A 26090-nucleotide genomic window follows, 5' to 3' on the forward strand; every position below is an offset into this window, starting at 1 on the left:
TTACTTGTAGTAAGTAAACTGACGTTGCGCAAGAAGCAAAAAAATTCTTGTGCCGAATCTATTTTGGCTAATCTTTTGGCGGTCTGTATGAAAACTGTCCAGATTTTTGCACCTCGACGAACATTGGATCCAGGCTGAAAGGGCCGGCCCGCATGTGTTAAGCCTTGTAAACAGATGAAATTTTATATAACGAAGCGGGGCACTTTGGTTGCGCTTGGCTTTACTGCGCAAGGTATCTTTCGCGCATCTAGAGGTGACTTTAAGTGCGCCAGTTCGTCTCAAGGTTCAACTGCCGGCAATGTTCAGGCTATCGGTCACCGGTTGATCGAGGCCCTTTCTATATCCACCAGCGGCAGGGGATGACGAGTGCGCCTTGAGCAATTTCAGGATTGGTGCCTACTATTCCCTATGTGCTGGTTGTGAGCGCTCACGGTTTTCTCGCTGTCGAAACCGGCACGGGGTGGCGTAGATGTTCCTTCGCCGGAAAAACATCGGTAAGGTAGGGTCGTTAATTCAGACCCGCGAGGAGTAGTGATGAGCGAGGCGTTGTCCATCCACCATGACCAGGCTGGTCATCAGTTCGAGACCAATGTGGACGGTCATCGTGCCTACCTGACCTACATGGACCTCGGGAAGCAGACCCTGGATATCTATCGCACCTTCGTGCCTAACGCACTGCGGGGGCGAGGCATTGCGGCTGCGTTGACCGAGGAAGCCTTGAAGTTTGCCGAAGAGGCTGGCTACACGGTGATCCCCTCATGCTCCTATGTCGAACGCTATATGGAGCGCCACCAGCGCCATGCTGCGAAGTTGTAACTGACCAGTTGCCAATAAAAAACGCCGGGCTTGGCCCGGCGTTTTTGTGTGCGCGAAACAGGTATTGGCTCAGGTGCGTTTGCGCTGGGGCAACACGTCCTTGAGTTTGGCATGCATGCTGCGCAGGGTGGTCTCAGTGGCCGACCAGTCGATGCAGGCATCGGTGATCGACACGCCGTATTGCAAATCGGCCAAGTCTTTTGGAATCGCCTGGCAACCCCAGTTCAAATGGCTCTCGACCATCAAGCCGATGATCGACTGGTTGCCCTCCAGGATCTGGTTGGCAACGTTCTCCATCACCAGCGGCTGCAACGCCGGGTCTTTGTTGGAGTTGGCGTGGCTGCAGTCAACCATGATGTTTGGCTTGATCTTGGCCTTGTTCAGTGCCTGTTCGCACAATGCGACGCTGACCGAGTCATAGTTGGGCTTGCCATTGCCGCCACGCAGCACCACGTGACCGTAGGCGTTGCCCTTGGTCGTCACGATGGACACGCCGCCTTCCTGGTTGATACCCAGGAAACGGTGAGGGCTGGAGACTGATTGCAGCGCATTGATCGCCACGGTCAGGCCGCCGTCGGTGCCGTTCTTGAAGCCTACGGCCGAGGACAGGCCGGACGCCATTTCGCGGTGGGTCTGGGATTCGGTGGTACGTGCGCCGATGGCCGACCAGCTGATCAGGTCCTGCAGGTATTGCGGGGAGATCGGGTCGAGGGCTTCGGTTGCGGTGGGCAGGCCCATTTCAGCCAGGTCCAGCAGCAGCTTGCGACCGATGTGCAAGCCATCCTGGATTTTGAAGGAGTCGTCCAGGTATGGGTCGTTGATCAAGCCTTTCCAGCCGACGGTGGTACGCGGTTTCTCGAAATACACGCGCATGACCAGGTACAAGGTGTCGGACACCTCTGCCGCCAGCACCTTGAGGCGCTCGGCATATTCGTGGGCGGCCTTGAGGTCGTGGATAGAGCAGGGCCCGATCACCACGAACAGGCGGTGGTCGGTGCCGTCGAGAATGTCACGGATGACTTCGCGGCCCTTGGTGACGGTCTGCAGGGCAGCGTCGCTCAGGGGGATTTCGCGCTTGAGCTGATCGGGGGTGATCAGGGTCTCGTTGGATTCAACGTTAAGGTCATTGATCGGTAAATCAGCCATCGTGTTACTCGCCAGGGTCACGGGTGCCGGCCGCCAGCTATCCCCGTGCGGCGGGCACAGCATGATTTGAATGCAGGGGGGAGGAACCTTAGCGCGTAACACGGGCCCGCGACAATGGGCAAAGCCCGGTTTAATCCAGCGCTGGCTACACAATCGCCTCATGGGAGAACTCGCCAGCATGGCGCGACACCCAGTCACGGGCCATGGCTTCAAGTTGCGCAGGCGTTGGCTCGGCATCTTCGTGCAGGCGGCAGTAACGCTCGATCTGGCACACTTGCTCACCCATTCGTGCACCGAACAAGGCGTGTTCATCGGTAAAGCAAATACCGATGCGATAGCCCTGTTCGACTTTGCGGCACCAGGCGACATAGCCCGGATAACGGGCGCTGGGCCCCAGGGAAGGGATATGCAGATCAACCGCCGTGCCGGCGCGCCAGGCACGTGGCCAATTGCAGGCGACGCCGCCGCGGCCGATAGTGTGCAGGCGTTGGCGGGGCAGGGCGGGAGAGGGACGTTGGATCAACTCGACAGCGACATCATCAGGGTGAGGTAAAAAACGACCCATGTACACGGACTCCGAGCGCCGTCCAGTTGACGGCAATGGCAGCAGTATAGTGAAGGAACTGGAATTGACCGACCTGGATATTGACCAGCAATTGCTGGGATTGCCAGGTATTTCGCTGGTAGTGTTCACCAGTGTCGGTTGTGCCAGTTGCCGCTGGGCACGCCAGCAGTTGCCTGGCTGGCACTTGCCGGTGGACCGCGTGTGCTGGGTGGATGCCGGGCACAACGGCGGTGCGGTGGAACGCTACCAGATCTTTCATTTGCCGGCGTTGTTCTTGGTGTGCGAGGGTCAATTCCTTGGGCAATTACAGGCACGTCTTACAGCATCCGACCTCGCCGAATGCGTAAACCAGGCGCTCAATCGAATACCAGAGGATTTGCCATGACAGCAGTTGCAGCCCCGTCGCCACGCATTGGCATTATCGGTACCGGTGCCATTGGTGGTTACTACGGACTGATGCTGGCGCGTGCCGGCTTCGATGTGCATTTCCTGTTGCGCAGCGAATATGCCGCGGTGAGCAGGCATGGCCTGCACGTCAACAGTACGGTGCATGGGCAACTGCACCTGCATCCGGTGCAGGCCTATGCCAGCGCCGCCGACATGCCGCCGTGCGACTGGCTACTGGTGGGCACCAAGTCCACCGGCAATGTGGACCTGGCGCCAACCATCGCCCAGGTGGCGGCGCCGGACGCCAAAGTGGTGCTCTTGCAAAACGGCCTCGATGTGGAAGACAGCCTGCGTGAACACCTGCCGCCGTCGCTGCATCTGTTGGGCGGCCTGTGCTACATCGGTGTGCACCGCTCGGCCCCCGGTGTGGTCGAGCATCAGGCGTTGGGCCGGGTCAACCTGGGCTATCACAGTGGCGCGGCGGCCAACGACGAGGTGCAGCAACAGGCGATTGTCGAAGCCGGCGCCGGGCTGTTTCATCAAGCTGGCATCGAGTCCCAGGCCATGGCCAATGTGCATCTGGCGCGTTGGCACAAGCTGGTCTGGAACGTGCCGTTCAACGGCCTCTCTGTATTGCTGGGCACGGGCACCACGGCCATGATGGCCGATGAGTCCAGCCGCGAGTTGATCCAGGCGCTGATGGCCGAGGTGGTGCAGGGCGCTCATGCCTGCGGGCATGAAATTCCTGCCAGTTACGCTGGGCAGATGTTCGCCATGACAGAAACCATGGACGACTACCTGCCCAGCATGTACCACGACCATCTGCACAAGCGGCCGCTGGAGCTGGCGGCCATCTACGCCCGCCCCTTGGCCGCTGCCAAAGCGGCCGGTTGCGAACTGCCACGCATGCAGGCGCTCTATCAGGCCTTGAGTTTTATTGATCGGCACAACCGCTGATTGGGGGGAACTACCATGGTGAAGGGATTGGCTGACAAACTGGTGCTGGCGATTTCCTCACGAGCGCTGTTCGACCTGAGTGACAGCCACAAGGTTTATCTGGCTGAAGGGGTCGAGGCTTACCGCAAATACCAGATCGAGCACGAGGAAGAAACCCTCGAGCCTGGCGATGCCTTCCCGCTGGTCAAGAAGCTGCTGAGCCTGAATGCCAGCCTGGGGCGTGCGCGGGTCGAGGTGGTGTTGGTGTCGCGCAACAGTGCCGATACCGGGCTGCGGGTGTTCAACTCGATCCAGCATTACGGCCTGGATATTTCCCGCGCCGCTTTTGTAGGCGGGCGTAGTCCCTATCCCTATTTGGCCGCCTTCGGTTGTCATCTGTTTCTCTCCACCCATGCTGAAGATGTGCGCAGTGCCCTCGATGCCGGGTTTGCGGCCGCGACGATTTTGTCCGGCGGCCCGCGCCGCGCTTCCAGCGAAGAGCTGCGCATCGCATTCGATGGCGATGCCGTGCTGTTCTCCGATGAGTCCGAGCGTGTCTACCAGGCCGGCGGGCTGGCAGCCTTCCAGGCCAGCGAGCGAGAGTCGGCGCGCCAGCCTTTGCACGGCGGTCCGTTCAAGGGCTTCCTGGCGGCACTGAACCTGTTGCAACGCGAGTTTGCCGATGAGGCCTGCCCGATCCGTACCGCGTTGGTCACCGCACGTTCGGCACCGTCCCATGAACGCGTGATCCGCACGTTGCGCGAGTGGGATATCCGCCTGGACGAGTCGCTGTTCCTCGGTGGCCTGGAAAAATCCGCGTTTCTGGAAGCCTTTGCCGCCGATGTGTTTTTCGATGACCAGGCCGGCCATTGCGAGAAAGCCAGGGAGGTAGTGGCCACCGGGCACGTGCCCCATGGCATCAGCAATGAGTTGAGAATCCAGACCGAGAGCTAGCTGCTAAGCTCATTCAATTCCCGCCATCCTGGCAGTCCAGGAGGTTTTATGATTCGCTCGATGCTGTTTGCCACGGACCTCGGTCTGTATGCACCCTATGTGATGCAACATGCAGTGGCGCTGGCGCGAACGTTCAAGGCTGACCTGTATGTGATCCACGTGGTCGAGCCCATTGGCTTGTTCGCCGAATCGGTGTTGCAGAGCTACCTTGATGAAACCGCCTTGAGCGAATGGCAGAGCAAGGGGCTGAGCACGGTGATGGCGACGATTGAACAGCGCGTGCTGGACAGCTTTCGCGAGGAGTGGGAGGAAGGGGAGCAGGACCTGCAATGGATTCGCTCGGTCAAGGTTATCCAGGGGGACCCTTGCGAGGTGATTCTCGACCAGTTGCGAAAACTGTCCGTCGACTTGCTGGTCGTAGGCAGTCATAGCCAGGCAACCGGCGTGGCCGTCCCCCTTGGGCGTACCGCCGCACGGGTGTTGCAGTTGTCCCCGGTGCCGGTTTACCTGGTGCCGTCGCTGCAGCGTCGGCGCAGTGACGATAGTTGATCGGTAAAAACGATAAAAAGTTCTAGATTTATCCGTTAAACCTTTAATATAGTTATATACCGTCGCTGATACCCGTGGCGTCTATCTGCTTTGAGGGATTCATATGAAGCTTCAACAACTGCGCTACATCTGGGAAGTGGCGCACCACGACCTCAACGTTTCCGCTACCGCTCAAAGCCTCTATACCTCGCAGCCTGGTATCAGCAAGCAGATCCGCCTGCTCGAAGACGAGTTGGGCGTCGAAGTCTTCGCACGCAGCGGCAAACACTTGACCCGCGTCACTCCAGCCGGCGAGCGCATCATCACCACCGCCGGCGAGATCCTGCGTAAAGTCGAAAGCATCAAGCAGATCGCCCAGGAGTTCTCCAACGAGAAGAAAGGCACCTTGTCGATCGCCACCACTCACACCCAGGCGCGCTATGCATTGCCGCCGGTGATCCGTGATTTCATCAAGCAATACCCGGACGTAGCGCTGCACATGCACCAGGGTTCGCCGATGCAGATTGCCGAAATGGCCGCTGACGGCACCGTCGATTTTGCCATCGCCACCGAGGCCCTGGAATTGTTCGGCGACCTGGTAATGATGCCCTGCTACCGTTGGAACCGCTGCGTGGTTGTGCCCCAGGGGCACCCTTTGGCCAAGCTGCCGAAGCTGACCCTGGAAGCCTTGGCTGAATACCCGATCGTGACCTACGTGTTCGGCTTTACCGGCCGTTCCAAGCTCGACGAAGCGTTCAGCCATCGCGGCCTCACGCCCAAGGTGGTGTTCACCGCTGCCGATGCCGACGTGATCAAGACCTATGTTCGCCTGGGCCTGGGCGTCGGGATCGTCGCCAAGATGGCGGTCGACACCAACCTGGACAAAGACCTGGTGGTGCTGGATGCCAGCGAACTGTTCGAGTCCAGCGTGACCAAGATCGGTTTCCGCCGCGGCACCTTCCTGCGCGGCTTCATGTGCGACTTCATCGAGAAGTTCGCACCGCACCTGACCCGTGAAGTGATGGCCAAGGCGATCCAGTGCCACAACAAGCAAGAGCTGGAAGAGTTGTTCGACGGCGTTGAATTGCCCGTCCACTGACCGCGGTGACCCTGTAGGAGCGAGCTTGCTCGCGAAGATCGCCAACGTTAACGCGGGGCGCCAGGTAGCATGCAGCACCCTTGCGTTTCTTCGCGAGCAAGCTCGCTCCTACAGGGGTGTAGGTTATCTGGCCTCGGTAACCGTAAAGTGCTGCCGAGCGCCGGCCACCAGAATCTCCACCTCTTCATCGATACGCTTGCCCAACAGGCCTTTGCCCAACGGCGAGCGCGGCGTGATGACGGTCACCGGTTGCCCGACCACATCCACTTTCAAACCCGCTGCATCCGGCGCCAGGAACAGCCATTGCTGACGACCGTCCTCGTCTTCCAGGCCCACCAGCGTGCCTATCTCTATCCCGCGTTGATCATCGTACGCCCGTAGCTGCAGTTGCTGGCACAGCACCAGCGATTGCTTGATCTCCTCCACTCGCCGGGCCTGCCCGGTGGCCAGGTACGAAGCCTCCAGGCCGAGGGTGTCGTATTTGTTCTCGGCAATGTTTTCTTCGTGGGTCGCGGTTTCGTAGGCGGTCTGCGCGGCGCGTTGGACGATGTCGAGGTCGACGGTGAGCTTTTCCAGGATCAACTGGAGCACGGCGTGTTTATTCATGGCGGTATTTGGCATCAATCGCAGAATTGCAGGACATTGGCCCGCGTCTTTTCATTGGGGGCGTTCTGGTCTTGTTGCAGCCAGAACTGGCATTTGGGGTTGGACAGGTTACGCGCGTTGCTTCGGGCCTGGTCCAGGGCCTGTTGTTGTGCCTGTTTTTGCAGGTTCTGTTGGTACTGTTCGAACAGACGGTTCGGTGGCTGCGGCTCAACCATCGCCGGTTTGCCCAATTGCTGAACCGCCTGTGCCACCGGCGCCAGGCTCTGGGGGAACAGGTAGCGAGACGCCAGCCAGGTGGTCAGCGCAATGGCGATAAACCCTAGCCACACGCCTGCGGCAATCGCGATGCAGAGTTTGAGCAGCGATAACGGACGGTCAGACATAAGAGCCTCCTGGCAGGCATTGACGGCATGACGGTGATTGTCGCACAGCCTCCGTGCAGAATAATCGCGATCAAGCCTTCTGCATCCACGCATTTATGCGGACAATCGAACCTTTGATTGATGGAGCCCGGAATGAAAGCCCGCTGGGATATTTTTTGCAGTGTCGTCGACAACTACGGCGACATCGGCGTGACCTGGCGCCTGGCCCGGCAGTTGGTGGTGGAGCATGGCTGTGACGTGCGCTTGTGGGTCGATGACCTGCGGGCCTTCGAACGCATGTGCCCGGACATTGATGTGCAGGTGGGCCAGCAATGGCAAGAGGGCGTCGAAGTGCGTCACTGGCCGGCCGAATGGCCAGGCGCGCACCCGGCCGATGTGGTGATTGCTGCGTTCGCTTGCCAGCTACCGCCTGAGTACATGGACCGCATGGCCGAGTGTGAACTTGCGCCATTGTGGATGAACCTGGATTACCTCAGCGCTGAAGACTGGGTGGTGGGTTGTCATCGCTTGCCTTCGGTGAAGTACAAAGGCGTGCAGAAATACTTTTTCTTCCCCGGGTTTCGCCCTGGCACCGGCGGCCTGTTGCGTGAAGCCGGCTTGTTGGAGCGACGCCGGGCATTTCAGCAGGACGCCGCCGCGCAGCAACAGTTCCTGCAAAGCCTGGGTGTTGCTCCGACGGCCGGCGCGCGTTTGATGTCGCTGTTTGCCTATGAGAATGATGGCTTGGCCGGCTGGCTGGACGTGCTGGCAGCCGATGGGCGCAGGACGCACTTGCTGGTGCCGGAAGGGCGCATTCTGGGGGATGTGCAATGCTGGCTGGGGGTGAGCAGTTTGTCGGCGGGAGACATTCAGGTGCGCGGCGCGCTGACCGTTCAGGTCATTGCATTCGTGCGTCAGGAGCAATATGACCGATTGCTATGGTGCTGCGAATTCAACGCCGTACGGGGCGAAGACTCGTTCGTGCGTGCCCAGTGGGCGGGGAGGCCAATGCTATGGCACATCTACCGCCAGGACGAAGACATCCACCTGGACAAGCTCGATGCCTTCCTGGAACTGTACACTGCTGCACTTTCACCGGCCGCCAAGGCTGCCGTCGTCACGCTTTGGCAAGCCTGGAACGCTGATGGCGATATGGCACAGTCCTGGAAAATGCTGCTGGAACACTGGCCCGAGGTCACCCAGCACGCTGAGAAGTGGTGTCTGGAACAAGGCTTGCAGGCCGATCTTGCGACGGCGCTGGTACAGTTTTATGAAAGTTGGATATGATACGCCACCTTGATTTTTGTCAATCCCATCCAAATTTCGGATATACGCAATGAAAACTGGTAAAGAACTGAAACCCGGTACAGTGATCCGTCTCGAAAACGACCCTTGGCTGGTTCAGAAAGCTGAGTTCACCAAGTCTGGTCGTAACAGCGCAATCATGAAGACCAAGCTGAAGAACCTGCTGACCGGTTACAAGACCGAGATCGTCTACAGCGCCGATGACAAACTGGACGACGTAATCCTCGACCGCAAAGAAGCGACCCTGTCCTTCATCAGCGGCGACACCTACACGTTCATGGACACTACCGACTACACCATGTACGAGCTGAACGCTGAAGATATCGAAGCCGTTCTGCCGTTCATCGAAGAAGGCATGGAAGACGTCTGCGAAGCTATCTTCTTCGAAGATCGCCTGGTTTCCGTAGAGCTGCCGACCACCATCGTGCGTCAGGTTGACTACACCGAAGGTTCCGCTCGCGGTGACACTTCCGGCAAGGTGATGAAGCCTGCCAAACTGAAGAATGGTACAGAGCTGAGCGTTGCAGACTTCATCGAAATCGGCGACATGATCGAGATCGACACCCGTGAAGGTGGTTCGTACAAAGGTCGCGCCAAGAAGTAATTCTGGCCCCGGCGATACGAAAAAAGCCCGACCTTGAGTCGGGCTTTTTCATGGGCGTCTGTTTTTCAGACCGTTACATGCAAGCGTACATCAACGTTGCCACGGGTGGCGTTGGAGTACGGGCAGACCTGGTGCGCGGCGTCGACCAGGCTTTGCGCGTCATCCTGGGCAAGGCCCGGCAGGCTGACATGCAGGTCGATATCCAGGCCGAAGCCGCCCGGGATCTGGCCGATGCCAACGTGGGCGGTGATCGAAGCGTCATCCGGGATTTTGCGTTTGGTCTGGCTGGCAACGAATTTCAGTGCGCCGATAAAGCAGGCGGAGTAGCCGGCAGCAAACAATTGCTCGGGGTTAGTGGCCTGGCCACCGGCGCCACCCAACTCCTTGGGAGTCGACAGTTTGACGTCGAGGATATTGTCGCTGGAAACGGCGCGACCATCACGGCCGCCAGTGGCGGTGGCTACTGCGGTATAGAGCGTTTGCATGGGGCGTTCCTCTTTATGTTTAGCGCTAAACATTTGTGCGCTAAGTAGTTGGTGAGGCGAATGTATAGCGCTAATGTTTAGTGCGCAAGTTAATTTTTAAGTTTTTTGGCTGATTGAAAAATTTGAGGGCACCGCAGAGCAAAAAGTGGGAGCTGGCTTGCCTGCGATTGCGGTGTGTCAGTCAATGCATTGTTGACTGATGTACCGCAATCGCAGCATAGGTATCTACATAACTCTGTTAGCTCAACGGTAACCACGATGCGAAGCGAGCCGCTCTTGATCTTGATCTGCTTTTGATCTTAGGCGCCCCGTTAAACCACGCTGGCGGATTACGGGCACACCGAGCCTGGGCGAGGTGCCGAGTGGTGGGGCAAGAGCGTTTTGCTTACTTTTGTCTGGGCCGGCATTCCGGCTTTTCAAAAGTGAGCCGCTGTAAAAGCGGAACCCTAAGTGGCCGTTACCGCATGAATGGATATGTACACGGTCCAACTGTGTTGACTGTCAGGCCGTCTTCGCAGGCAAGCCAGCTCCCACCTTGGATCGCGGGGGCATCAGTTATATCTGTGTCGGCTGCCAGGCCGTCACGGGAGCAAGCTCCCTCGCCACAGATTTAGCGTCGTGCCGAAGTTGTGTAGATAGCTATGGCCATTGCAGGCAAGCCAGCTCCCACTTTTTAGGTGTGCGTTGCGTCAGAGGCTGGTTTGCAGATTGGCGCGCAACGCGATCAGGTCTCCTTGCAGCTTGCGCAATTGCTCCAGCGCCATCCCGCTGGCGCCCAGGATGCATTGCGGAACATCCTTGGCCTTCTCCTGCAAGGCGCGCCCGGTGTCGGTCAGTTCCACGACTACCACTCGTTCATCTTCGCGGCTGCGGGTACGGCTGAGCAGGCCCTCGGCTTCCAGGCGCTTGAGCAGTGGCGTCATGGAGCCTGGGTCCGTCAGCAGGCGGCTGCTGATTTCGCTGACGGTCAATTCATCCTCTTCCCACAGCACCATCATGGCCAGGTATTGCGGATAGGTCAGGCCGATGGCTTGGAGCAGCGGCTTGTAGACCTTGGTCATCAGCAATGAAGTAGAGTGCAGGGCGAAGCACAGCTGGTTGTCCAGCAACAGCGATTCGCAAGGATCAGGGTTTTTGCTCATGGTGGCGTCTCGAAAAAGCATGTCTGGGCTGGAATCTAGCGGGCAAATCTTTAATGCGCCAGGTAATTCTTGCCGGAGGCGTCAGACCAAGCCACTTTGCAATGCCAGATCCCAAGGCGGCACCGGGCTGAAACGGGATTTAAGATATTCAAGCAACAATCGGCTGCGCGCATTGGGCTGTTGCTCCAGGCGCAGCGCATAAATGCCGGCGGTTTCCGGGCTCGGCAAACCGTCTTCACAAAACAGCGGCAACAGCTCACCGCGTACCAGGTATTCACTGGCCAACCAGGTCGGCAGGTGAGCGATGCCCAGCCCGGCCAGTGCACCCGAAAGCAGGGCTTCGGCATTGTTGGCGCTCATGCGGATGCGCCGGGGGCGATAGGTGGTGCGACGCCCGTCCAGTTCGAAGCGCCAGGCGAACATTGGCGCCAGCCCGTCCCAGTCCAGGCCCTCATGTTCGCTCAGCTCTCGAGGATGGGCCGGCGTGCCACGGCTTTTCAGGTACGCGGGGCTGGCGCAGGCGATACGCACAATGCTCGCCAACGGCGTAGCGACCAGCCGGGTATCGACAATATGCCCAGCGCGCAGAACCAGATCGACCTTGCCCAGATGCGCGCCCTGCATATCGACAAAGCTGTCGATCAAGTGCAGGTGCACGTCCAGTCCTGGGTACAGGTTTAAAAAGTCCGCAATGACCGGCGCCAGATGCCGGCGGCCGAATGCTGCGGGCGCATCGACCCGGATCAACCCCTCCGGCGCATGGCTCAGCGAGACCGCTTCAGCCCGCGCCAGCTGCAACTCGTTGACAATCCGTCGTGCCCGCTCGGCAAAGGCCAGGCCCGCCGAGGTGGGCACTACTGCATGGGTGCTGCGTTGGAACAGGCGGCTGCCCACTGAGTTCTCCAGGCTGTCGATACGCCGGGCCACGGCGGAAGGTGTCAGCGGATGGCGGCGCGCGGCGGCGGAAAAGCTGCCGGCTTCCAGCACATCCAGAAACAGGCTGAGTTGGTCGGTCAAGGTGTTGGGGTTCATGGCTCGACGCTTATGCGAGATTGGCACAGCCATTGTGCGTTGCTGTGCGTTTCCGCGCCAGAGCCGACTGCGTAGCATGCAAAGCTTGGAATTGCGGAGTAGCGAGCGGTGTGGGATCTAGTGATGTACTTGGCATTGGGTGCGGCGTTGGGCACCGTGGGTGGGCTGTTTGGCATCGGCGGCGGGCTGATTGCTATCCCGGTACTCGGCGTGTTGTTCGGGCTGGATCAGCAAATTGCCCAGGGCACCGCTTTGGTGATGGTTGTGCCGAACGTGATGCTCGCCCTGTGGCGCTATCACCAACGTAACCGCATCGAGTTGCGTCACGCCTTACCCTTGGGTGTGACCGGCTTTTGCTTTGCCTGGCTGGGATCGATCTGGGCGGTGGGGCTGGATGCGGGCGCCATGCGCATTGGTTTTATTGCGTTCTTGGTGGCGCTGTCTGCCTACAACCTGCTGCGCATGTTCACCCGCAACGCGCCGCCCACCACGCAAATGCGTTATTCCTGGCCCTGGCTTGGCGTCTTGGGCGCGGCATCCGGCTCCATGGGCGGGCTGTTCGGGGTCGGCGGCGCGGTGGTGGCCACACCGGTACTCACCAGTGTGTTCGGCACTACTCAAGTGGTTGCCCAAGGGTTGTCGTTGGCCTTGGCGTTGCCCAGTACCGGTGTGACCCTGGTCACCTATGCCTGGCACCACGAGGTGGACTGGATGATCGGCCTACCGCTGGCGGTGGGTGGCCTGCTGAGTATCAGTTGGGGCGTGAAAGTGGCTCATGCCTTGCCGGAGCGCCTGTTGCGCGGCCTGTTCTGTGGCTTTTTGGTGGTGTGCGCGGTGATGCTTACCTTTAAAGTTTGAAGCCTTCGACGATGTAGTCCGCCAGGCACTCGGTGATCGGCGAGGTCATCTGCGGGTTACGCAGCAAGCGCAGGTTCATCGACGGCAAAGTCGGGAAGCCTTCGTCGCTGCCGAGCACTCGCAGGTCGTCGGTGACCAGGCTTTCCATGCTGACCATCGCCGCCAGGCCCGCACTCACCACCGCCAGGATCGCTGCTCCGTTAGAGCTGTGATAGGCCAGGCGATAATCTCGCCCGGCCGCGTCCAATGCCGCACGTGCCCAATGGGTGTACAGGCACTCGTCGCCGGACACCGCCAGAGGCAGGGCATCGTGCTCCTCCACACAAAAGCACGGTGATGCTGCCCATACCATGCGTTCGGTACGCAACAACTCACCCAGATCATTGCCGGGCTCGCGGCTGATCACGGTCAGCGCCAAGTCCCGCCGTTGCATCAATACGGTCGATGCTTCGCAGTGCATTTCGATTTGAATCAGTGGGTAGGCTTTGGAGAACTGTTTCAGGATCCCTGGCAGAAAGCGCATCACATAGTCATCCGGCGTGCCGATGCGCACCAATCCCACCATATGCGGCTCGCGCAGGGTATTGAACACTTCACTGTGCAATTTCAGGATGCGCCGCGCATAACCCAGCAGCACCTGGCCTTCGGGTGTGAGCCGTACCTGCCGGCCATCGCGCTCGAACAGTTTGCGCTGCAACACGTCTTCTTCCAGACGCTTCATCTGCATGCTGACCGCCGATTGAGTGCGATTGACCGTCTCGCCGGCACGGGTGAAACCGCCCTGGTCGGCAATGGCGACGAAGGTGCGCAGCACGTCTGTGTCGATGCTGGGATAGGCGGACAATTGATCAATCTCCGAGATGTAATGCATAAGAAACATTCGTTGGATTGATCATAATGCCAGGCACACACTGTCGTCATCCCCACTGGAGGGCGAGAAGATGAAAGGTCAAAAAGGTTTCATATCGACGGATAACTGGCTGTTTGCTGGGCTTTTTCACACATTCGCGCGTTGGCAGCTGTTGCATCAGGAGCGGCAGATGCTGGCGACCCTGAGCGATGACGCACTCAAGGACATCGGGCTCAATCGCGCCGACGTCGCGCAGGAAAGCCATCGGCATTTCTGGGAAGACCCGCTGCGAAAATAAGCCCGGATGCAGTAGGGTAGGGCGCGAGCCTCAATGGAGATCGCCATGCCCGCCGACCTGTGTATTTCACTCAAGCAAGCTCGACGCATGGCGCTGGCTGCCCAGGGGTTTTCCGGGCGCCAGGCGCCTGCACAGATAAAGGCCACGCACCTCAACCGCTTGATCGAGCGCCTGGGCGTTTTACAGATCGACTCGGTCAATGCGCTGGTGCGTTCCCACTACCTGCCCGTGTTTTCCCGCCTTGGTTCTTATTCCCCATCGATTCTTGAGCAGGCGGCCTGGAGCCTGGGGCGGCGGCGTTCTCTGTTTGAATACTGGGGGCATGAGGCGTCGCTGCTGCCCTTGGCGCTGTACCCGCTGATGGGTTGGCGTATGGAGCGCGCCCGGCAAGGGCAGGGGATCTATTCGCAGATGGCACGTTTTGGCCGTGAACAGCAGGCGACGATCCAGCGCGTGTTGCGCACCGTCGAACAGCAGGGCGCCGTGGGGGCGGGTAGCTTGTCGACCCGCGAGGAGCGTGCCGGTCCCTGGTGGGATTGGAGTGATGAAAAGCACGCGCTGGAATGGCTCTTCGCCGCTGGCCTGGTCACGGTTGCCGGTCGTCGAGGGTTTGAGCGGCTTTATGATCTGCCCGAGCGTGTTATTCCCGCAGAGGTGCTCAGGGTCTCCATGAGTGAAGGTGAAGCGCAGCGTGGCTTGCTGTTGCACAGTGCGACTGCATTGGGTGTCGCCACCGAAAAAGACCTGCGCGATTATTTCCGCCTCGACCCCGCCGACAGCCGCAACCGCTTGGCCGAGCTGGTTGAGGATGGGCAACTGCTGGCGTGCCAGGTGCGGGGCTGGAAACAACCAGCGTATTGCCTGGCGGCGCCCAAACTGCCGCGCAACGTGCCGGCCAGTGCATTGTTGTCGCCGTTCGATTCGCTGATATGGGAGCGCAGCCGCACCGAGCGCTTGTTCGACTTTCGCTATCGCCTGGAGATCTACACTCCGCAAGAAAGACGCGTGTACGGCTATTACGTCCTGCCGTTTCTCCACAACGAACGCATTGCCGCACGCGTCGACCTGCGGGCCGAGCGTGCCCATGAGCGCCTGGCCGTGCATGCCGTGCACGAGGAAGAACCTGGGCTGGATGAGGAAGGTATGTTGGCGCTGGCCTTGAACCTACGAAAGATGGCCGACTGGCTAGGGCTGGAACAGATCCAGCTCAATTGCCAGCGGCCCAGTGCTGCCCGGTTGAGGGCTGCGATGCTGAACCGGGATGTCAGCCTTTAAGGCTCTATCGCGGGCAAGCCCGGCTCCCACATTTGAACGCGTTTTTCTGTGGGAGCCGGGCTTGCCCGCGATGGCGTCATCCCCGTCGATAAAACGTCAGCGCTTTACCTGTTTCAAGGTCTCGGCAATCAGGAACGCCAACTCCAGCGACTGATCGGCATTCATCCGTGGGTCGCAATGGGTGTGGTAGCGGTCTGACAGGCCATCTTCGGTGATCGGTCGTGCGCCGCCGATGCATTCGGTGACGTTCTGCCCGGTCATCTCGATATGGATCCCGCCGGCATAGCTGCCTTCTGCCTGGTGCACCTGGAAGAAATCCTTCACTTCGCCAAGGATCTGCGCAAAGTCGCGGGTCTTGTAGCCACTGCTGGCCTTGATGGTATTGCCGTGCATTGGGTCGCAACTCCACAGCACCTGCTTGCCCTCGCGCTGCACGGCACGGATCAGGTTGGGCAAATGGTCGCCGACCTTGCCTGCACCCATACGGGCAATGAGGTTGAGGCGGCCAGGGTCGTTATCCGGGTTGAGGATGTCGATCAGGCGGATCAGGTCCTCCGGGTTCATGCTCGGTCCGACTTTCACGCCGATCGGGTTGTTCACCCCGCGCAGAAACTCGACATGGGCGCCGTCCAATTGACGGGTACGGTCGCCGATCCACAGCATATGCGCCGAGCAGTCGTAGTAATCGTTGGTCAGGCTGTCGCGGCGCACGAAGGCTTGTTCATAGTTGAGCAGTAACGCTTCGTGGGCGGTGAAAAAGCTGGTTTCGCGCAATTGCGGCGAGCTGTCCATGCCACAGGCGCGCATGAAGGCCAGGGTTTCGTCGATGCGGTCGGCCAGTTGGCTGTACTTTTCGGCGAGGGCGGAGTTGGCGATGAAATCCAGGTTCCACTTGTGCACTTGGTGCAGGTCGGCAAAACCGCCCTGGGCAAAGGCGCGCAGCAGGTTGAGTGTGGCGGTGGACTGGTGGTAGGACTGCAACAGGCGGTCCGGGTCTGGCACGCGGCTTTTTTCGTCGAAGCCGATGCCGTTGACGATATCGCCACGGTAGGCGGGCAGGGTGATGCCGTCGATGGTTTCATCGTTGGCCGAACGTGGCTTGGCGAACTGGCCGGCCATGCGCCCGACTTTCACCACCGGGCAACCGGCGGCGAAGGTCATGACAATGGCCATCTGCAGCAGCACCTTGAAGGTGTCGCGGATCTTCGCGGCGGAAAACTCGGCGAAGCTCTCGGCGCAATCGCCACCTTGCAGCAGGAAGGCACGACCCTGGGTCACTTCGGCAAACTGACGGCGCAATTCGCGGGCTTCGCCGGCAAACACCAGGGGCGGGTAGCTCGCCAGGCTCTGCTCCACTTGCTCCAAGTGCGCGGCGTCCGGGTATCGGGGTTGCTGCTGGATCGGCAGGGCTCGCCAGCTATCGGGACTCCAGGGGTGGCTCATCATGAACTCGTTTGCAGGTGGATGTTAGGGCGTCAATGTTAGCAGCAATTAGTGCGTGACCTGTGGTTGCCGCTTGGCCGACAATCGCGCCTTTGTCGTGCGGTAAACCCTTTAGGAGTAGTGATGAGCGAGGAGCGTGTCGAGCGCCTGCTGGCCGAAGTCCATGATGAATTCGGCATGATCCGTGTGCTTGAAGTGGCTGATTACCGCTTTCTCGAATTTGGCGACGCCATCGAGCAAAGCTGTGTGTTCACTGCTGACCCGAGCTGGCTGGAGTACGACTACACCCGCGCGATGCTGATCGGCGCGTTGTGCCATGAACAGCCGGAAAGTGCGTTGTTCCTCGGCCTGGGCGCGGGCACGTTGACCCAGGCATGCCTCAAGTTCCTGGCGCTGGAGGATGTCGAAGCCATTGAGCTGCGCCCCGATGTGCCGCGCCTGGCGATTGAATATCTGGGGCTGGATGACGATCCGCGCTTGTACATCCGCATTGGTGACGCGCTGCAATTGCTCGACAGTGCTGAATCGGCCGATTTGATTTTCGTCGACCTCTACACCGATGTCGGCCCGGGCGTGGGGCATCTGGCCTGGACCTTCCTGGAAAACTGTCAGAAGAAACTCAACCCGGGCGGCTGGCTGGTGATCAACCAGTGGGCCACCGATGACGGCAAGCCGCTGGGGGCGGCGTTGCTGCGTGGGTTGTACCACCGGCATTATTGGGAGCTGCCGGTGAAGGAGGGCAATGTGATTCTATTGGTGCCTTCGGAGCTGGATCAGGTGCTGGACCTGGATGCGCTGTCAGCCCGCGCCGAAGCCTTGGCGCCGCGATTGGGGTATTCGTTGCAGCCGTTGATCAAGGCGATTCGGCCAGCAACTTAGTTGTCAGTTCGGACGCTTTCGCGGGCAAGCCCACAGTCGAGTTGCACTCTGTGTTGAAATGCAATCCCCTGTGGGAGCGGGCTTACCCGCGAAGAGGCTCTCACTGGCGACGGCTAATTCAGTTTGTTCAAATCCCCTTGAACACCCCGGGCCGCTTCTCGACCATCGCCCGAACACCCTCCTTGGCGTCCTCACTGTTGAGCAGTTTATCCACCATGGGCGGCAGCGCGGCGGCTGCGACGGCCTCACCCTCCATGCGCGCCAGGCGTGCCGACATCAACGTTGCCTGCACACCCAGCGGCGCCTGGCGGGCAATGCGGTTGGCCAATTCAATGGCACGGGGCAACAGGTCTTCACTGGCCATCACTTCCTGCACCAACCCCAGGCGCAGGGCCTCATGGGCGTCGAATTCGTCGCCGGTGAGCAGCCAACGCATCGCATTGCCCCAGCCGGCAATCTGATGAAAGCGCAATGTCGCGCCGCCAAACGGAAAGATGCCGCGTTGCACCTCCATCTGGGCGAAGCGGGTATTGCTGGCGCAGAGGTTGATATCCGCCGCCAGCATCAACTCGATACCAATGGTCAGGCAGTAACCTTGGGCGGCGACGATCACCGGCTTGCTCACGCGCGGGCCGGCAAACACCCCCCACGGGTCGCACCCTCCCAGCGGCGGTTGCCAGCCGCCGGCCATTACGCCGCTGACATTGGCCAGGTCCAGTCCTGCGGTGAAGTGATCGCCATGGGCAAACACCACGGCCACCCGTGCGTCATCGTTTCGATCAAATTCGCCATAGGCCAGGCTCAGTTCATTGAGCAAATCCAGGTCAAAGGCGTTGCGCTTGGTCACGCGGTCCAGGCCTAGCAATAGAACATGGCCCTCAAGTGCGCGGCTGACACGGCTACTGCTGGCTTGATTCATCGGGTGTGCCCTCGGGGCGCAGGTGAGGTTTCAGACCAAAGGGTCTCAATGGGTGGGTGAACCGTTTAAGCTCGATGACCAACAGGGCCGGGCCTTTGAAAAATAGACCCTGGCGCACGGATCTGCAAAGCGCGTGACCCAGTGCGGTTTATCGGCGCCTGGCGATAAAAAAAGCTCCCTTTTTCAGCTATTTCCGGTATAGTGCGCGCCGGCCTTTAACCGGGCCGCGTTTAGGTAGCGCAATTCCCCGAAGTCAGCTTCGGCTGCACGTCCGCACAGCGGACTCTTCCTTGACGAATCTTTTTCATTCATTCGTTTTCGCAAATCCCCGCCGACAAAGCAGCCAGGGCGACTCTTGAGTCTCAACACGGCATGCGCAGCTTTGGAGCATGGGTCTTTGCGGATGCACTTAGAGGCAGACCCATGACCCAGGAAACCGGCGGCTTCGCCGCTTTTAATCTTAACCCGAATATTCTTGCAGCCGTCGCAGCGACCGGCTACGAAGAACCTTCGGCGATTCAGCAGCAATCGATCCCGATCATCATGGCCGGTAAGGACATGATTGGCCAGGCGCAAACCGGTACCGGTAAAACCGCCGCGTTCGCCCTGCCTATTCTGCATTGCATCGATCCTGCCAAGCGCGAGCCGCAAGCCCTGATCCTGGCGCCAACCCGTGAGTTGGCGCTGCAAGTAGCAACCGCCTTTGAAACCTACGCCAAGCAAATGCCGGGTGTAACTGTTGTGGCCGTTTACGGCGGCGCGCCTATGGGCCCACAACTCAAGGCAATCCGTAATGGCGCACAGATCGTTGTCGCCACTCCGGGCCGTCTGTGCGACCACCTGCGTCGTGACGAAAAAGTCCTGTCGACCGTGAACCACCTGGTTCTGGACGAAGCTGACGAAATGTTGAAGCTGGGCTTCATGGATGACCTGGAAGTCATCTTCAAGGCACTGCCAGCGACCCGTCAGACCGTACTGTTCTCGGCTACCCTGCCGCAGTCCATCCGTGCCATTGCCGAACGCCACCTGCGCGATCCGGAGCACGTGAAGATCCAGACCAAGACCCAGACCGTCACCGCGATCGAACAGGCTCACCTGTTGGTTCACGCTGACCAGAAGACCTCGGCTGTATTGAGCCTGCTGGAAGTCGAAGACTTCGACGCCCTGATCATGTTCGTGCGCACCAAGCAAGCGACCCTGGACCTGGCCAGCGCCCTGGAAGCCAAAGGCTACAAAGCCGCTGCGCTGAACGGTGACATTGCCCAGAACCAGCGTGAGCGCGTGATCGACTCCCTCAAGGATGGCCGTCTGGACATCGTTGTGGCGACCGACGTTGCTGCCCGTGGCCTCGACGTTCCACGTATCACCCACGTGTTCAACGTTGACATGCCTTACGATCCAGAGTCCTACGTTCACCGTATCGGCCGTACTGGCCGTGCCGGTCGCGAAGGTCGTGCGTTGCTGCTGGTGACTCCACGTGAGCGCCGCATGCTGCAAGTGATCGAGCGTGTTACCGGCCAGAAAGTTGCCGAAGTCCGCCTGCCGGATGCCCAGGCCGTTCTCGATGCGCGCATCAAGAAACTGACCAACAGCCTGGCGCCACTGGTGGCTGACGCTGAATCGACCCACGGCGACCTGCTGGACCGCCTGACCGCCGATATCGGTTGCACCCCGCGTGCCCTGGCTGCAGCCCTGCTGCGCAAAGCTACCAATGGTCAGGCCCTGACCTTGGCAGCCATCGAAAAAGAACGTCCACTGGTTCCGAACAGCGCGCCACGCGGTGATCGTCCAGAGCGTTCCGGTGACCGTCCAGACCGTGGTGACCGTGAGCGTCGTGCTCCAGTGCCATTGGCTGAAGGCCGTGCTCGTTGCCGTACCGCGCTGGGTGCGCGTGACGGTATCGCGGCCAAGAACCTGCTGGGCGCTATCCTCAACGAGGGTGGCCTGGCACGTGAAGCCATCGGTCGCATCCAGGTGCGTGACAGCTTCTCCCTGGTGGAGTTGCCGGAAGACGGCCTGGAAAAACTGCTGGCCAAGCTGAAAGACACTCGCGTTGCCGGTAAGCAGCTCAAGCTGCGTCGCTACCGCGAAGATTGATCCGCCCTTGGGCTGATTGATCGCACATAAAAAATCCCCGACTGGTTCGGGGATTTTTTTTCGCCTCATGTTTTAGGCTCCGACGCGATCAACTGTGAGAGCAGGCAAGCCAGCTCCCACAGGTATAACGGTTTCAGCCAAAGCGATAGATATCCATGCCCAAGGCACCCAGTGTGAAGCCTTGGTGCGCCACGCTGAAATCTGCGCCCGCACCCCGCGCAAAGTAAAGCGGCAGCAAATGTTCATCGCTGGGATGGCTGCGCACGGCATGTGGCGCCTGGCGGCGATAGTCATGCAAGGCGGCGTCGTCATTGGCCGCGAGTCTGTCGACCACCCAGTCACGAAATTCCCGGGCCCACGGTGTGATCGTCTCCGGCCCGGCGCGCCAATCCAGTTCGCCCAGGTTGTGGGTGATGCTGCCGGAGCCGATCAGCAGCACACCCTGTTCGCGCAGGCTCGCGAGTGCATGCCCGACTCGAGTCTGCAAAGCCGGGCCCAGGCGGCTGGGCAAGGACACTTGTACCACCGGGATGTCCGCTGCCGGGTACATCAGCGACAGCGGGACCCAGGTGCCGTGGTCGAAGGGGCGTTGCTCGTCAATACGTGCAGCCAGGCCGTCGGCGTGCAGCAGTTCGACGATCTCACTGGCCAACTGCGGGTCACCCGGCGCGGGGTATTGCACCGCAAACAGCTCGCGCGGAAAGCCACCGAAGTCGTGCCAGGTTTCGGGGGCAGCACTGCCGCTGACCAGCAGGTCCGGGCTTTCCCAATGCGCCGACACCACCACAATGGCTTTGGGCCGTGGCAGTTCGGCAGCCAGGCGCTGCAGCGCAGGACCGCTGGCACCGGGTTGCAAGGCCAGCATGGGCGAGCCGTGGGAGATAAACAGGCTGGGGAGCATGAGCAGGGTCCTGAGGGTTAAGATGGAGTCATCTTCAATCAGATCATCAATCTAAATCTAATATAAGTTTTAGCGCCTTTTGATCGAATTTTCGGAGTGATTCATGCAGCCTGAATTTTGGCAGGACCGCTGGGCGAGCAATCAGATCGGCTTCCATCAGCGCGAGGTCAATCCCTATTTGCAACGGCACTGGCCCGTGCTGGGGTTGCCCGAGGGGGCAAAGGTGCTGGTACCGTTGTGTGGCAAAAGCCTGGACTTGGTATGGCTCAAGAGCCAGGGGTACCCGGTAATGGGCGTGGAGCTGTCGGAGCAGGCGGTTGAGGCGTTCTTCAGCGAGCAGGAGCTTGTGCCGCACATCAGTCAGCAGGGCGCCTTCAAGGTCTACCAGGCCAGCATGATCGAGCTGTGGTGTGGCGATTTCTTTAGCCTCGATGCCGGGGCGCTGGCCGGTTGCAGCGCCGTTTATGACCGCGCAGCGTTGATAGCATTGCCGCCACTGATGCGCGCGCAATACGCAGAGCACCTGAATGCCTTGCTGCCCTCAGGCTGCCAGGGTTTGCTGATTACCCTCGATTACGACCGAGGGCAGAAGGCCGGACCACCCTTTGCTGTCACGGACGAGGAAGTGCAGGTGCTATTTGCACTGCATTGGGCGTTGGAGCGGCTGGAGGAGCGGGACATCCTGAGGGAGAGCGGAAAGTTCCTGCAGGACGGTGTTACTCGCCTTGAAGAGCGTGCTTATCGGCTGACCAGGCGCTAAAAGGGTTTTTCCTTTTGAAGGAGCGAGGGGGACGCCTAGTTCTTGCTCGCGAAAGACGTCAACGATAACGCGTGCTTGCTAAATGAACGCGGCGCCTGCGAGTTTTTCGCGAGCAAGCTCGCTCCTACAGAGAGCGGTGAAATCAGCAGGCACAAAAAAGGGGCGATCAGATCGCCCCCTTGTTGAGTCATCCGGCTATCAGCCCCGGCGACGCAGTGCGTCAATCCGCTCTTCCAGCGGCGGGTGGCTCATGAACAGGCGAGCCAGGCCCTGCTTGATGCCGCCGTTGATGCCGAAGGCGGTCAGGCTGTCGGGCATATGCACCGGCAGGCCCTGTTCGGAGCGCAAGCGTTGCAGCGCGCCGATCATTGCGCTGGTGCCCGCCAGGCGTGCGCCGGCTTCATCTGCGCGGAACTCGCGTTTGCGCGAGAACCACATCACGATGGCGCTGGCCAGGAAGCCCAGGACCAGCTCGGCGAAAATGGTCGCCACGAAGTAGGCAATACCACGGCCTTCTTCGTTCTTGAAGATGACCTTGTCGACGAAGTTGCCGATGATCCGCGCAAAGAACATCACGAAGGTGTTCACCACGCCCTGTACCAGCGCCAGGGTGACCATGTCACCGTTAGCCACGTGACCGATCTCGTGGGCCAGCACCGCCTTGACTTCGTCGGGCGAAAACCGCTCCAGCAGGCCCTGGCTCACGGCCACCAGCGCGTCGTTCTTGTTCCAGCCGGTCGCAAAGGCGTTGGCCTCATAAGCCGGGAAAATCCCGACTTCGGGCATTTTGATGCCTGCTTCTTGAGACAACTGCTCCACGGTTTGCATCAGCCATTGTTCATGGCGAGTGCGTGGTTGCGTGATGATCTGGGTGCTGGTGCTCATCTTTGCCATCCACTTGGAGATGAACAGCGAGAACAGCGAACCGGCAAAACCAAAGACTGCACAGAAAATCAGCAGCTGATTGAGGTTCAGATCAACCCCATTGGCCGCCATGAACCCGTTGAAGCCAAAAAGGCTCAGGGTGACGCTGGCAATCAGTACGACTGCCAGGTTAGTGGCCAAGAACAGCAGGATGCGCATCATGGTTGTAGAATTCTCCTCATGCTTAATATGTCGCTCACTGCGGGGTATATAAGGTGCGGCATGGGGTGATTCAACCGGGGGACTATTTCAAACTGTGTCCTACACCGTTGGCGTAGGGCCTTGAAGGGATTTTCCGACCTGTATTGTCAGCCTTGCTCGACCCGATGCTACCCTGTCGCCCCGTGATTATAGGGGTCACGTCATAGGCAGGGGCCAAATGAAGTACAACCGCAAGTAAGTGACACAGAAGTGTTGCCAGATAATCGCTGTACGACCCTTTGTGAGTCGTACAGCGTCAATTGCCTTACTGGCGATAGGACTTCAGGAAGTTACCGATGCGACCAATCGCCATCTCCAGGTCATCCACACGTGGCAATGTCACCACGCGGAAGTGATCCGGCCATGGCCAGTTGAAGGCGGTACCTTGCACGACCAGCAGTTTTTCTGACAGCAGCAGGTCGAGCACGAACTTCTCGTCGTTGAGGATCGGGCAGACTTTCGGGTCGATCCGCGGGAACGCGTAAAGCGCGCCCATGGGCTTCACACAGCTCACGCCGGGGATAGCGTTGAGCAGCTCCCAGGTGCGGTTACGTTGCTCCAGCAGGCGACCTTGGGGCAGGATCAGGTCGTTGATGCTCTGGTAGCCGCCGAGGGCGGTCTGGATCGCGTGCTGGCTCGGTACGTTGGCGCACAGGCGCATGTTGGCCAGCATGTCGATGCCTTCGATGTAGCTTTGCGCATTGTGCTTGGGGCCGGAGATGGCGATCCAGCCGGAGCGGAAACCCGCCACGCGGTAGGACTTGGACAGGCCATTGAAGGTCAGGCACAGCAGGTCCGGGGCCAGGGAGGCGGTGCAGATATGCACGGCGTCATCGTAGAGGATCTTGTCGTAGATCTCGTCGGAGAACACCACCAGGTTGTGCTGACGCGCCAGTTCCAGCATGCCCAGCAATACTTCCCTGGAGTACACGGCGCCAGTGGGGTTGTTCGGGTTGATGATCACCAGGGCCTTGGTGTTGGGCGTGATCTTGGCCTTGATGTCGGCCAGGTCCGGGAACCAGTCGGCGCCCTCATCACACAGGTAATGCACCGGGTGGCCGCCCGCCAAGGTCACGGCGGCGGTCCACAGCGGGTAATCCGGGGCTGGCACCAGGACTTCATCGCCATTGTTGAGCAACGCCTGCATGGACATCACGATCAGCTCGGACACGCCGTTGCCCAGGTAGATGTCCTCGATGCCGACGCCTTCGACCTGCTTCTGCTGGTAGTACTGCATCACCGCCTTGCGCGCGCTGAACAGGCCCTTGGAGTCGCTGTAACCCTGGGCGGTCGGCAGGTTGCGGATCACATCCTGAAGGATTTCGTCCGGCGCTTCGAAACCAAACGGCGCCGGGTTGCCAATGTTCAGCTTGAGGATGCGATGGCCTTCCTCTTCCAGGCGTTTGGCGTGCTTGAGCACCGGGCCGCGAATGTCATAGCAGACGTTGGCGAGCTTGTTCGATTTGCTGACCTGCATGGCGATGTGATCCTGAAAATGAACGATCCCGACGGCGTAGGCACTACCGTAGGGTGAAGCCTGCACGGCCCGCACCCATAAATACGTTTGAATGCCGATGGCGCGGGTGCCAGACTGGCGTTTTGAATAGGCGCAATCATACGTGCCGCCTGATCCATGGAAAAGACACAGATCAGGGTTTTTCAGTTGCCGAGGTGTACCGATGGATAAGTTGCAGAAAACTGTAGATGAATGGAAGGCGATGCTCGATCCGGAGCAGTACAACGTGTGCCGTCTCAAGGGTACCGAGCGACCGTTCAGCGGCAAGTACAACGCCACCAAGACCGACGGCGTCTACCACTGCATCTGCTGCAACGAGCCGCTGTTCGATTCCAAGGCGAAGTTTGATTCCGGCTGTGGCTGGCCCAGTTTCTATGAGCCGATCGCCGACAGCGCGATGGTCGAGATCCGCGATGTCAGCCACGGCATGATTCGCACCGAAGTCACCTGCGCCAAGTGTGATGCACACTTGGGGCATGTGTTCCCGGACGGCCCACCGCCGACGGGCCTGCGCTACTGCATCAATTCGGTATGCCTGGAGCTGGTGCCGCGCTAGGCTTGCATGGTCCCTGTAGGAGCGAGCTTGCTCGCGAAAAACGTCAACGATACGGCGGGTTTCCTGAATGAACGCGGCGTCTGATAGTTTTTCGCGAGCAAGCTCGCTCCTACAAATAAGGCTCTTCTTTCCCTGACTTGAGGCATTGCCATGAGCGACTCCCTGCTGAGCATCCCTTGCACCACCATCAAGGGTGAGCAAAAGACCTTGGCCGACTTTGCCGGCAAGGCCATTCTGGTGGTCAACACCGCGAGCAAATGCGGCTTCACACCGCAGTACAAGGGCCTCGAGCAACTTTGGCAGCAATACAAGGACCAGGGCCTGGTGGTGCTCGGCTTTCCCTGCAACCAGTTCGGCAAGCAGGAACCCGGCAATGAAGGCGCGATATCCGAGTTCTGCGAGCTGAACTTCGGCGTCAGTTTTCCGCTGTTCAAGAAAATCGACGTCAATGGCAGCGATGCCCACCCGTTGTTTGTGCAGTTGAAAAAACAGGCCCCGGGGCTGCTGGGTTCCAAGAACATCAAGTGGAACTTCACCAAGTTTCTCATTGGCCGTGATGGCAAGCAGGTCAAGCGTTTTGCGCCAACCACCAAGCCTCAGGACTTGACCCAGGAGATTGAAGCCCTGCTCAAATGACCGCAATATT

At 59.6% G+C, this 26090-nt stretch carries 29 protein-coding genes; 16 read left to right on the forward strand and 13 right to left on the reverse strand.

Translation table 11 applies throughout. The features are described 5' to 3' along the window. Positions 1-534 precede the first annotated feature (534 nt). A complete protein-coding gene (locus GIV26_RS17385) occupies positions 535-816 on the forward strand; it encodes a GNAT family N-acetyltransferase (RefSeq protein ID WP_003189869.1) in 282 nt (93 codons plus the stop codon). Between the two features lie 69 nt (positions 817-885). Here the strand turns inward: GIV26_RS17385 and GIV26_RS17390 are convergent, their stop codons facing one another. Together GIV26_RS17390 and GIV26_RS17395 are read right to left on the reverse strand one after the other, a co-directional pair. Further along, positions 886-1962 carry a 3-deoxy-7-phosphoheptulonate synthase gene (locus GIV26_RS17390; protein ID WP_003189871.1) on the reverse strand — a complete coding sequence of 359 codons (1077 nt, stop codon included), beginning with the start codon at positions 1960-1962 and terminating at the stop codon, positions 886-888. A gap of 145 nt (positions 1963-2107) precedes the next feature. Further along, on the reverse strand, positions 2108-2527 hold the full coding sequence (locus tag GIV26_RS17395; RefSeq protein WP_034126729.1) for a pilus assembly protein PilZ: 420 nt from the start codon (positions 2525-2527) through the stop codon (positions 2108-2110). Here GIV26_RS17395 and GIV26_RS17400 point away from each other — a divergent pair. From GIV26_RS17400 to cysB, 5 genes are all read left to right on the forward strand, one after another. Next, positions 2526-2912: a hypothetical protein gene (locus tag GIV26_RS17400; RefSeq protein WP_034126730.1), complete on the forward strand. Its 387-nt coding sequence runs from the start codon at positions 2526-2528 to the stop codon at positions 2910-2912. The two genes, GIV26_RS17395 and GIV26_RS17400, sit on opposite strands and share 2 nt — an antisense overlap. Continuing rightward, the gene (locus tag GIV26_RS17405) at positions 2909-3871 is read left to right on the forward strand and encodes a putative 2-dehydropantoate 2-reductase (RefSeq protein ID WP_072448180.1); all 963 of its coding nucleotides are present in this window, start codon (positions 2909-2911) and stop codon (positions 3869-3871) included. Before GIV26_RS17400 ends, GIV26_RS17405 begins: the two co-directional genes overlap by 4 nt. A 15-nt stretch (positions 3872-3886) precedes the next feature. Beyond that, entirely contained in the window at positions 3887-4804 is a 918-nt protein-coding gene (locus GIV26_RS17410) for a 5'-nucleotidase (RefSeq protein WP_034126732.1), read from the forward strand. Between the two features lie 48 nt (positions 4805-4852). Beyond that, positions 4853-5353: a universal stress protein gene (locus GIV26_RS17415; protein WP_034126733.1), complete on the forward strand. Its 501-nt coding sequence runs from the start codon at positions 4853-4855 to the stop codon at positions 5351-5353. 103 nt (positions 5354-5456) lie between these two features. Beyond that, complete coding sequence (gene cysB / locus GIV26_RS17420; RefSeq protein ID WP_003189876.1) at positions 5457-6431, forward strand: HTH-type transcriptional regulator CysB; 975 nt, start codon at positions 5457-5459, stop codon at positions 6429-6431. A gap of 123 nt (positions 6432-6554) precedes the next feature. Here cysB and GIV26_RS17425 read toward each other — a convergent pair whose 3' ends face one another. Further along, positions 6555-7037, reverse strand: a complete 483-nt coding sequence (locus GIV26_RS17425) for a GreA/GreB family elongation factor (protein ID WP_236281655.1) — start codon at positions 7035-7037, stop codon at positions 6555-6557. 14 nt (positions 7038-7051) lie between these two features. Beyond that, positions 7052-7420: a hypothetical protein gene (locus GIV26_RS17430; RefSeq protein ID WP_054920156.1), complete on the reverse strand. Its 369-nt coding sequence runs from the start codon at positions 7418-7420 to the stop codon at positions 7052-7054. Positions 7421-7552: 132 nt separating this feature from the next. Here GIV26_RS17430 and earP point away from each other — a divergent pair, with 132 nt between their 5' ends. Together earP and GIV26_RS17440 are read left to right on the forward strand one after the other, a co-directional pair. After that, on the forward strand, positions 7553-8686 hold the full coding sequence (gene earP, locus GIV26_RS17435) for an elongation factor P maturation arginine rhamnosyltransferase EarP (protein WP_236281657.1): 1134 nt from the start codon (positions 7553-7555) through the stop codon (positions 8684-8686). 49 nt (positions 8687-8735) lie between these two features. Continuing rightward, positions 8736-9308 (forward strand): elongation factor P, encoded by a 573-nt coding sequence (locus tag GIV26_RS17440; protein ID WP_032892737.1) that lies wholly within the window; start codon positions 8736-8738, stop codon positions 9306-9308. A gap of 65 nt (positions 9309-9373) precedes the next feature. Here GIV26_RS17440 and GIV26_RS17445 read toward each other — a convergent pair whose 3' ends face one another. The 3 genes from GIV26_RS17445 to GIV26_RS17455 form a co-directional block, all read right to left on the reverse strand. Continuing rightward, positions 9374-9793: an organic hydroperoxide resistance protein gene (locus tag GIV26_RS17445; RefSeq protein WP_034126737.1), complete on the reverse strand. Its 420-nt coding sequence runs from the start codon at positions 9791-9793 to the stop codon at positions 9374-9376. A 689-nt stretch (positions 9794-10482) separates the two neighbouring features. Beyond that, positions 10483-10935 (reverse strand): MarR family winged helix-turn-helix transcriptional regulator, encoded by a 453-nt coding sequence (locus GIV26_RS17450; protein WP_034127142.1) that lies wholly within the window; start codon positions 10933-10935, stop codon positions 10483-10485. Between the two features lie 81 nt (positions 10936-11016). Beyond that, complete coding sequence (locus GIV26_RS17455; protein WP_198790750.1) at positions 11017-11967, reverse strand: LysR family transcriptional regulator; 951 nt, start codon at positions 11965-11967, stop codon at positions 11017-11019. Between the two features lie 108 nt (positions 11968-12075). On the opposite strand from GIV26_RS17455, the gene GIV26_RS17460 reads away from it, so the two are divergent. Continuing rightward, a complete protein-coding gene (locus GIV26_RS17460) occupies positions 12076-12825 on the forward strand; it encodes a sulfite exporter TauE/SafE family protein (protein WP_034127144.1) in 750 nt (249 codons plus the stop codon). Here GIV26_RS17460 and GIV26_RS17465 read toward each other — a convergent pair. Beyond that, on the reverse strand, positions 12815-13696 hold the full coding sequence (locus GIV26_RS17465) for a LysR family transcriptional regulator (protein WP_072448173.1): 882 nt from the start codon (positions 13694-13696) through the stop codon (positions 12815-12817). The two genes, GIV26_RS17460 and GIV26_RS17465, sit on opposite strands and share 11 nt — an antisense overlap. Positions 13697-13766: 70 nt before the next feature. On the opposite strand from GIV26_RS17465, the gene GIV26_RS17470 reads away from it, so the two are divergent. Together GIV26_RS17470 and GIV26_RS17475 are read left to right on the forward strand one after the other, a co-directional pair. Next, entirely contained in the window at positions 13767-13973 is a 207-nt protein-coding gene (locus GIV26_RS17470) for a DUF1127 domain-containing protein (protein ID WP_054920152.1), read from the forward strand. A gap of 45 nt (positions 13974-14018) precedes the next feature. After that, entirely contained in the window at positions 14019-15248 is a 1230-nt protein-coding gene (locus tag GIV26_RS17475) for a winged helix-turn-helix domain-containing protein (RefSeq protein WP_034127147.1), read from the forward strand. Positions 15249-15344: 96 nt separating this feature from the next. Here the strand turns inward: GIV26_RS17475 and GIV26_RS17480 are convergent, their stop codons facing one another. After that, a complete protein-coding gene (locus GIV26_RS17480) occupies positions 15345-16691 on the reverse strand; it encodes a class II 3-deoxy-7-phosphoheptulonate synthase (RefSeq protein WP_054897897.1) in 1347 nt (448 codons plus the stop codon). Positions 16692-16814: 123 nt separating this feature from the next. Here GIV26_RS17480 and GIV26_RS17485 point away from each other — a divergent pair, with 123 nt between their 5' ends. Continuing rightward, a complete protein-coding gene (locus GIV26_RS17485; protein ID WP_034127149.1) occupies positions 16815-17570 on the forward strand; it encodes a spermidine synthase in 756 nt (251 codons plus the stop codon). A gap of 127 nt (positions 17571-17697) precedes the next feature. On the opposite strand, the gene GIV26_RS17490 is transcribed toward GIV26_RS17485, so the two are convergent. Beyond that, positions 17698-18489 (reverse strand): crotonase/enoyl-CoA hydratase family protein, encoded by a 792-nt coding sequence (locus GIV26_RS17490; protein WP_236281659.1) that lies wholly within the window; start codon positions 18487-18489, stop codon positions 17698-17700. Between the two features lie 423 nt (positions 18490-18912). On the opposite strand from GIV26_RS17490, the gene GIV26_RS17495 reads away from it, so the two are divergent. Beyond that, a complete protein-coding gene (locus tag GIV26_RS17495) occupies positions 18913-20586 on the forward strand; it encodes a DEAD/DEAH box helicase (RefSeq protein WP_014717677.1) in 1674 nt (557 codons plus the stop codon). 133 nt (positions 20587-20719) lie between these two features. Here GIV26_RS17495 and GIV26_RS17500 read toward each other — a convergent pair whose 3' ends face one another. Continuing rightward, positions 20720-21487 carry a DODA-type extradiol aromatic ring-opening family dioxygenase gene (locus GIV26_RS17500; RefSeq protein WP_057976653.1) on the reverse strand — a complete coding sequence of 256 codons (768 nt, stop codon included), beginning with the start codon at positions 21485-21487 and terminating at the stop codon, positions 20720-20722. A gap of 103 nt (positions 21488-21590) precedes the next feature. On the opposite strand from GIV26_RS17500, the gene GIV26_RS17505 reads away from it, so the two are divergent. Then, entirely contained in the window at positions 21591-22247 is a 657-nt protein-coding gene (locus GIV26_RS17505; RefSeq protein WP_236281661.1) for a thiopurine S-methyltransferase, read from the forward strand. Between the two features lie 198 nt (positions 22248-22445). Here the strand turns inward: GIV26_RS17505 and htpX are convergent, their stop codons facing one another. Beyond that, positions 22446-23333: a protease HtpX gene (gene htpX, locus GIV26_RS17510; RefSeq protein WP_003189904.1), complete on the reverse strand. Its 888-nt coding sequence runs from the start codon at positions 23331-23333 to the stop codon at positions 22446-22448. Positions 23334-23637: 304 nt separating this feature from the next. Next, positions 23638-24849 carry a pyridoxal phosphate-dependent aminotransferase gene (locus GIV26_RS17515; RefSeq protein ID WP_044273990.1) on the reverse strand — a complete coding sequence of 404 codons (1212 nt, stop codon included), beginning with the start codon at positions 24847-24849 and terminating at the stop codon, positions 23638-23640. Positions 24850-25051: 202 nt separating this feature from the next. Here GIV26_RS17515 and msrB point away from each other — a divergent pair, with 202 nt between their 5' ends. Beyond that, positions 25052-25444 (forward strand): peptide-methionine (R)-S-oxide reductase MsrB, encoded by a 393-nt coding sequence (gene msrB / locus GIV26_RS17520; RefSeq protein WP_034127154.1) that lies wholly within the window; start codon positions 25052-25054, stop codon positions 25442-25444. 150 nt (positions 25445-25594) lie between these two features. Further along, positions 25595-26080: a glutathione peroxidase gene (locus GIV26_RS17525; protein ID WP_034127155.1), complete on the forward strand. Its 486-nt coding sequence runs from the start codon at positions 25595-25597 to the stop codon at positions 26078-26080. Positions 26081-26090 lie beyond the last annotated feature (10 nt).

Source organism: Pseudomonas sp. PA-1-3F, from assembly GCF_021609665.1.
In the GTDB taxonomy this organism is placed as follows: Bacteria; Pseudomonadota; Gammaproteobacteria; order Pseudomonadales; family Pseudomonadaceae; genus Aquipseudomonas; species Aquipseudomonas paracarnis.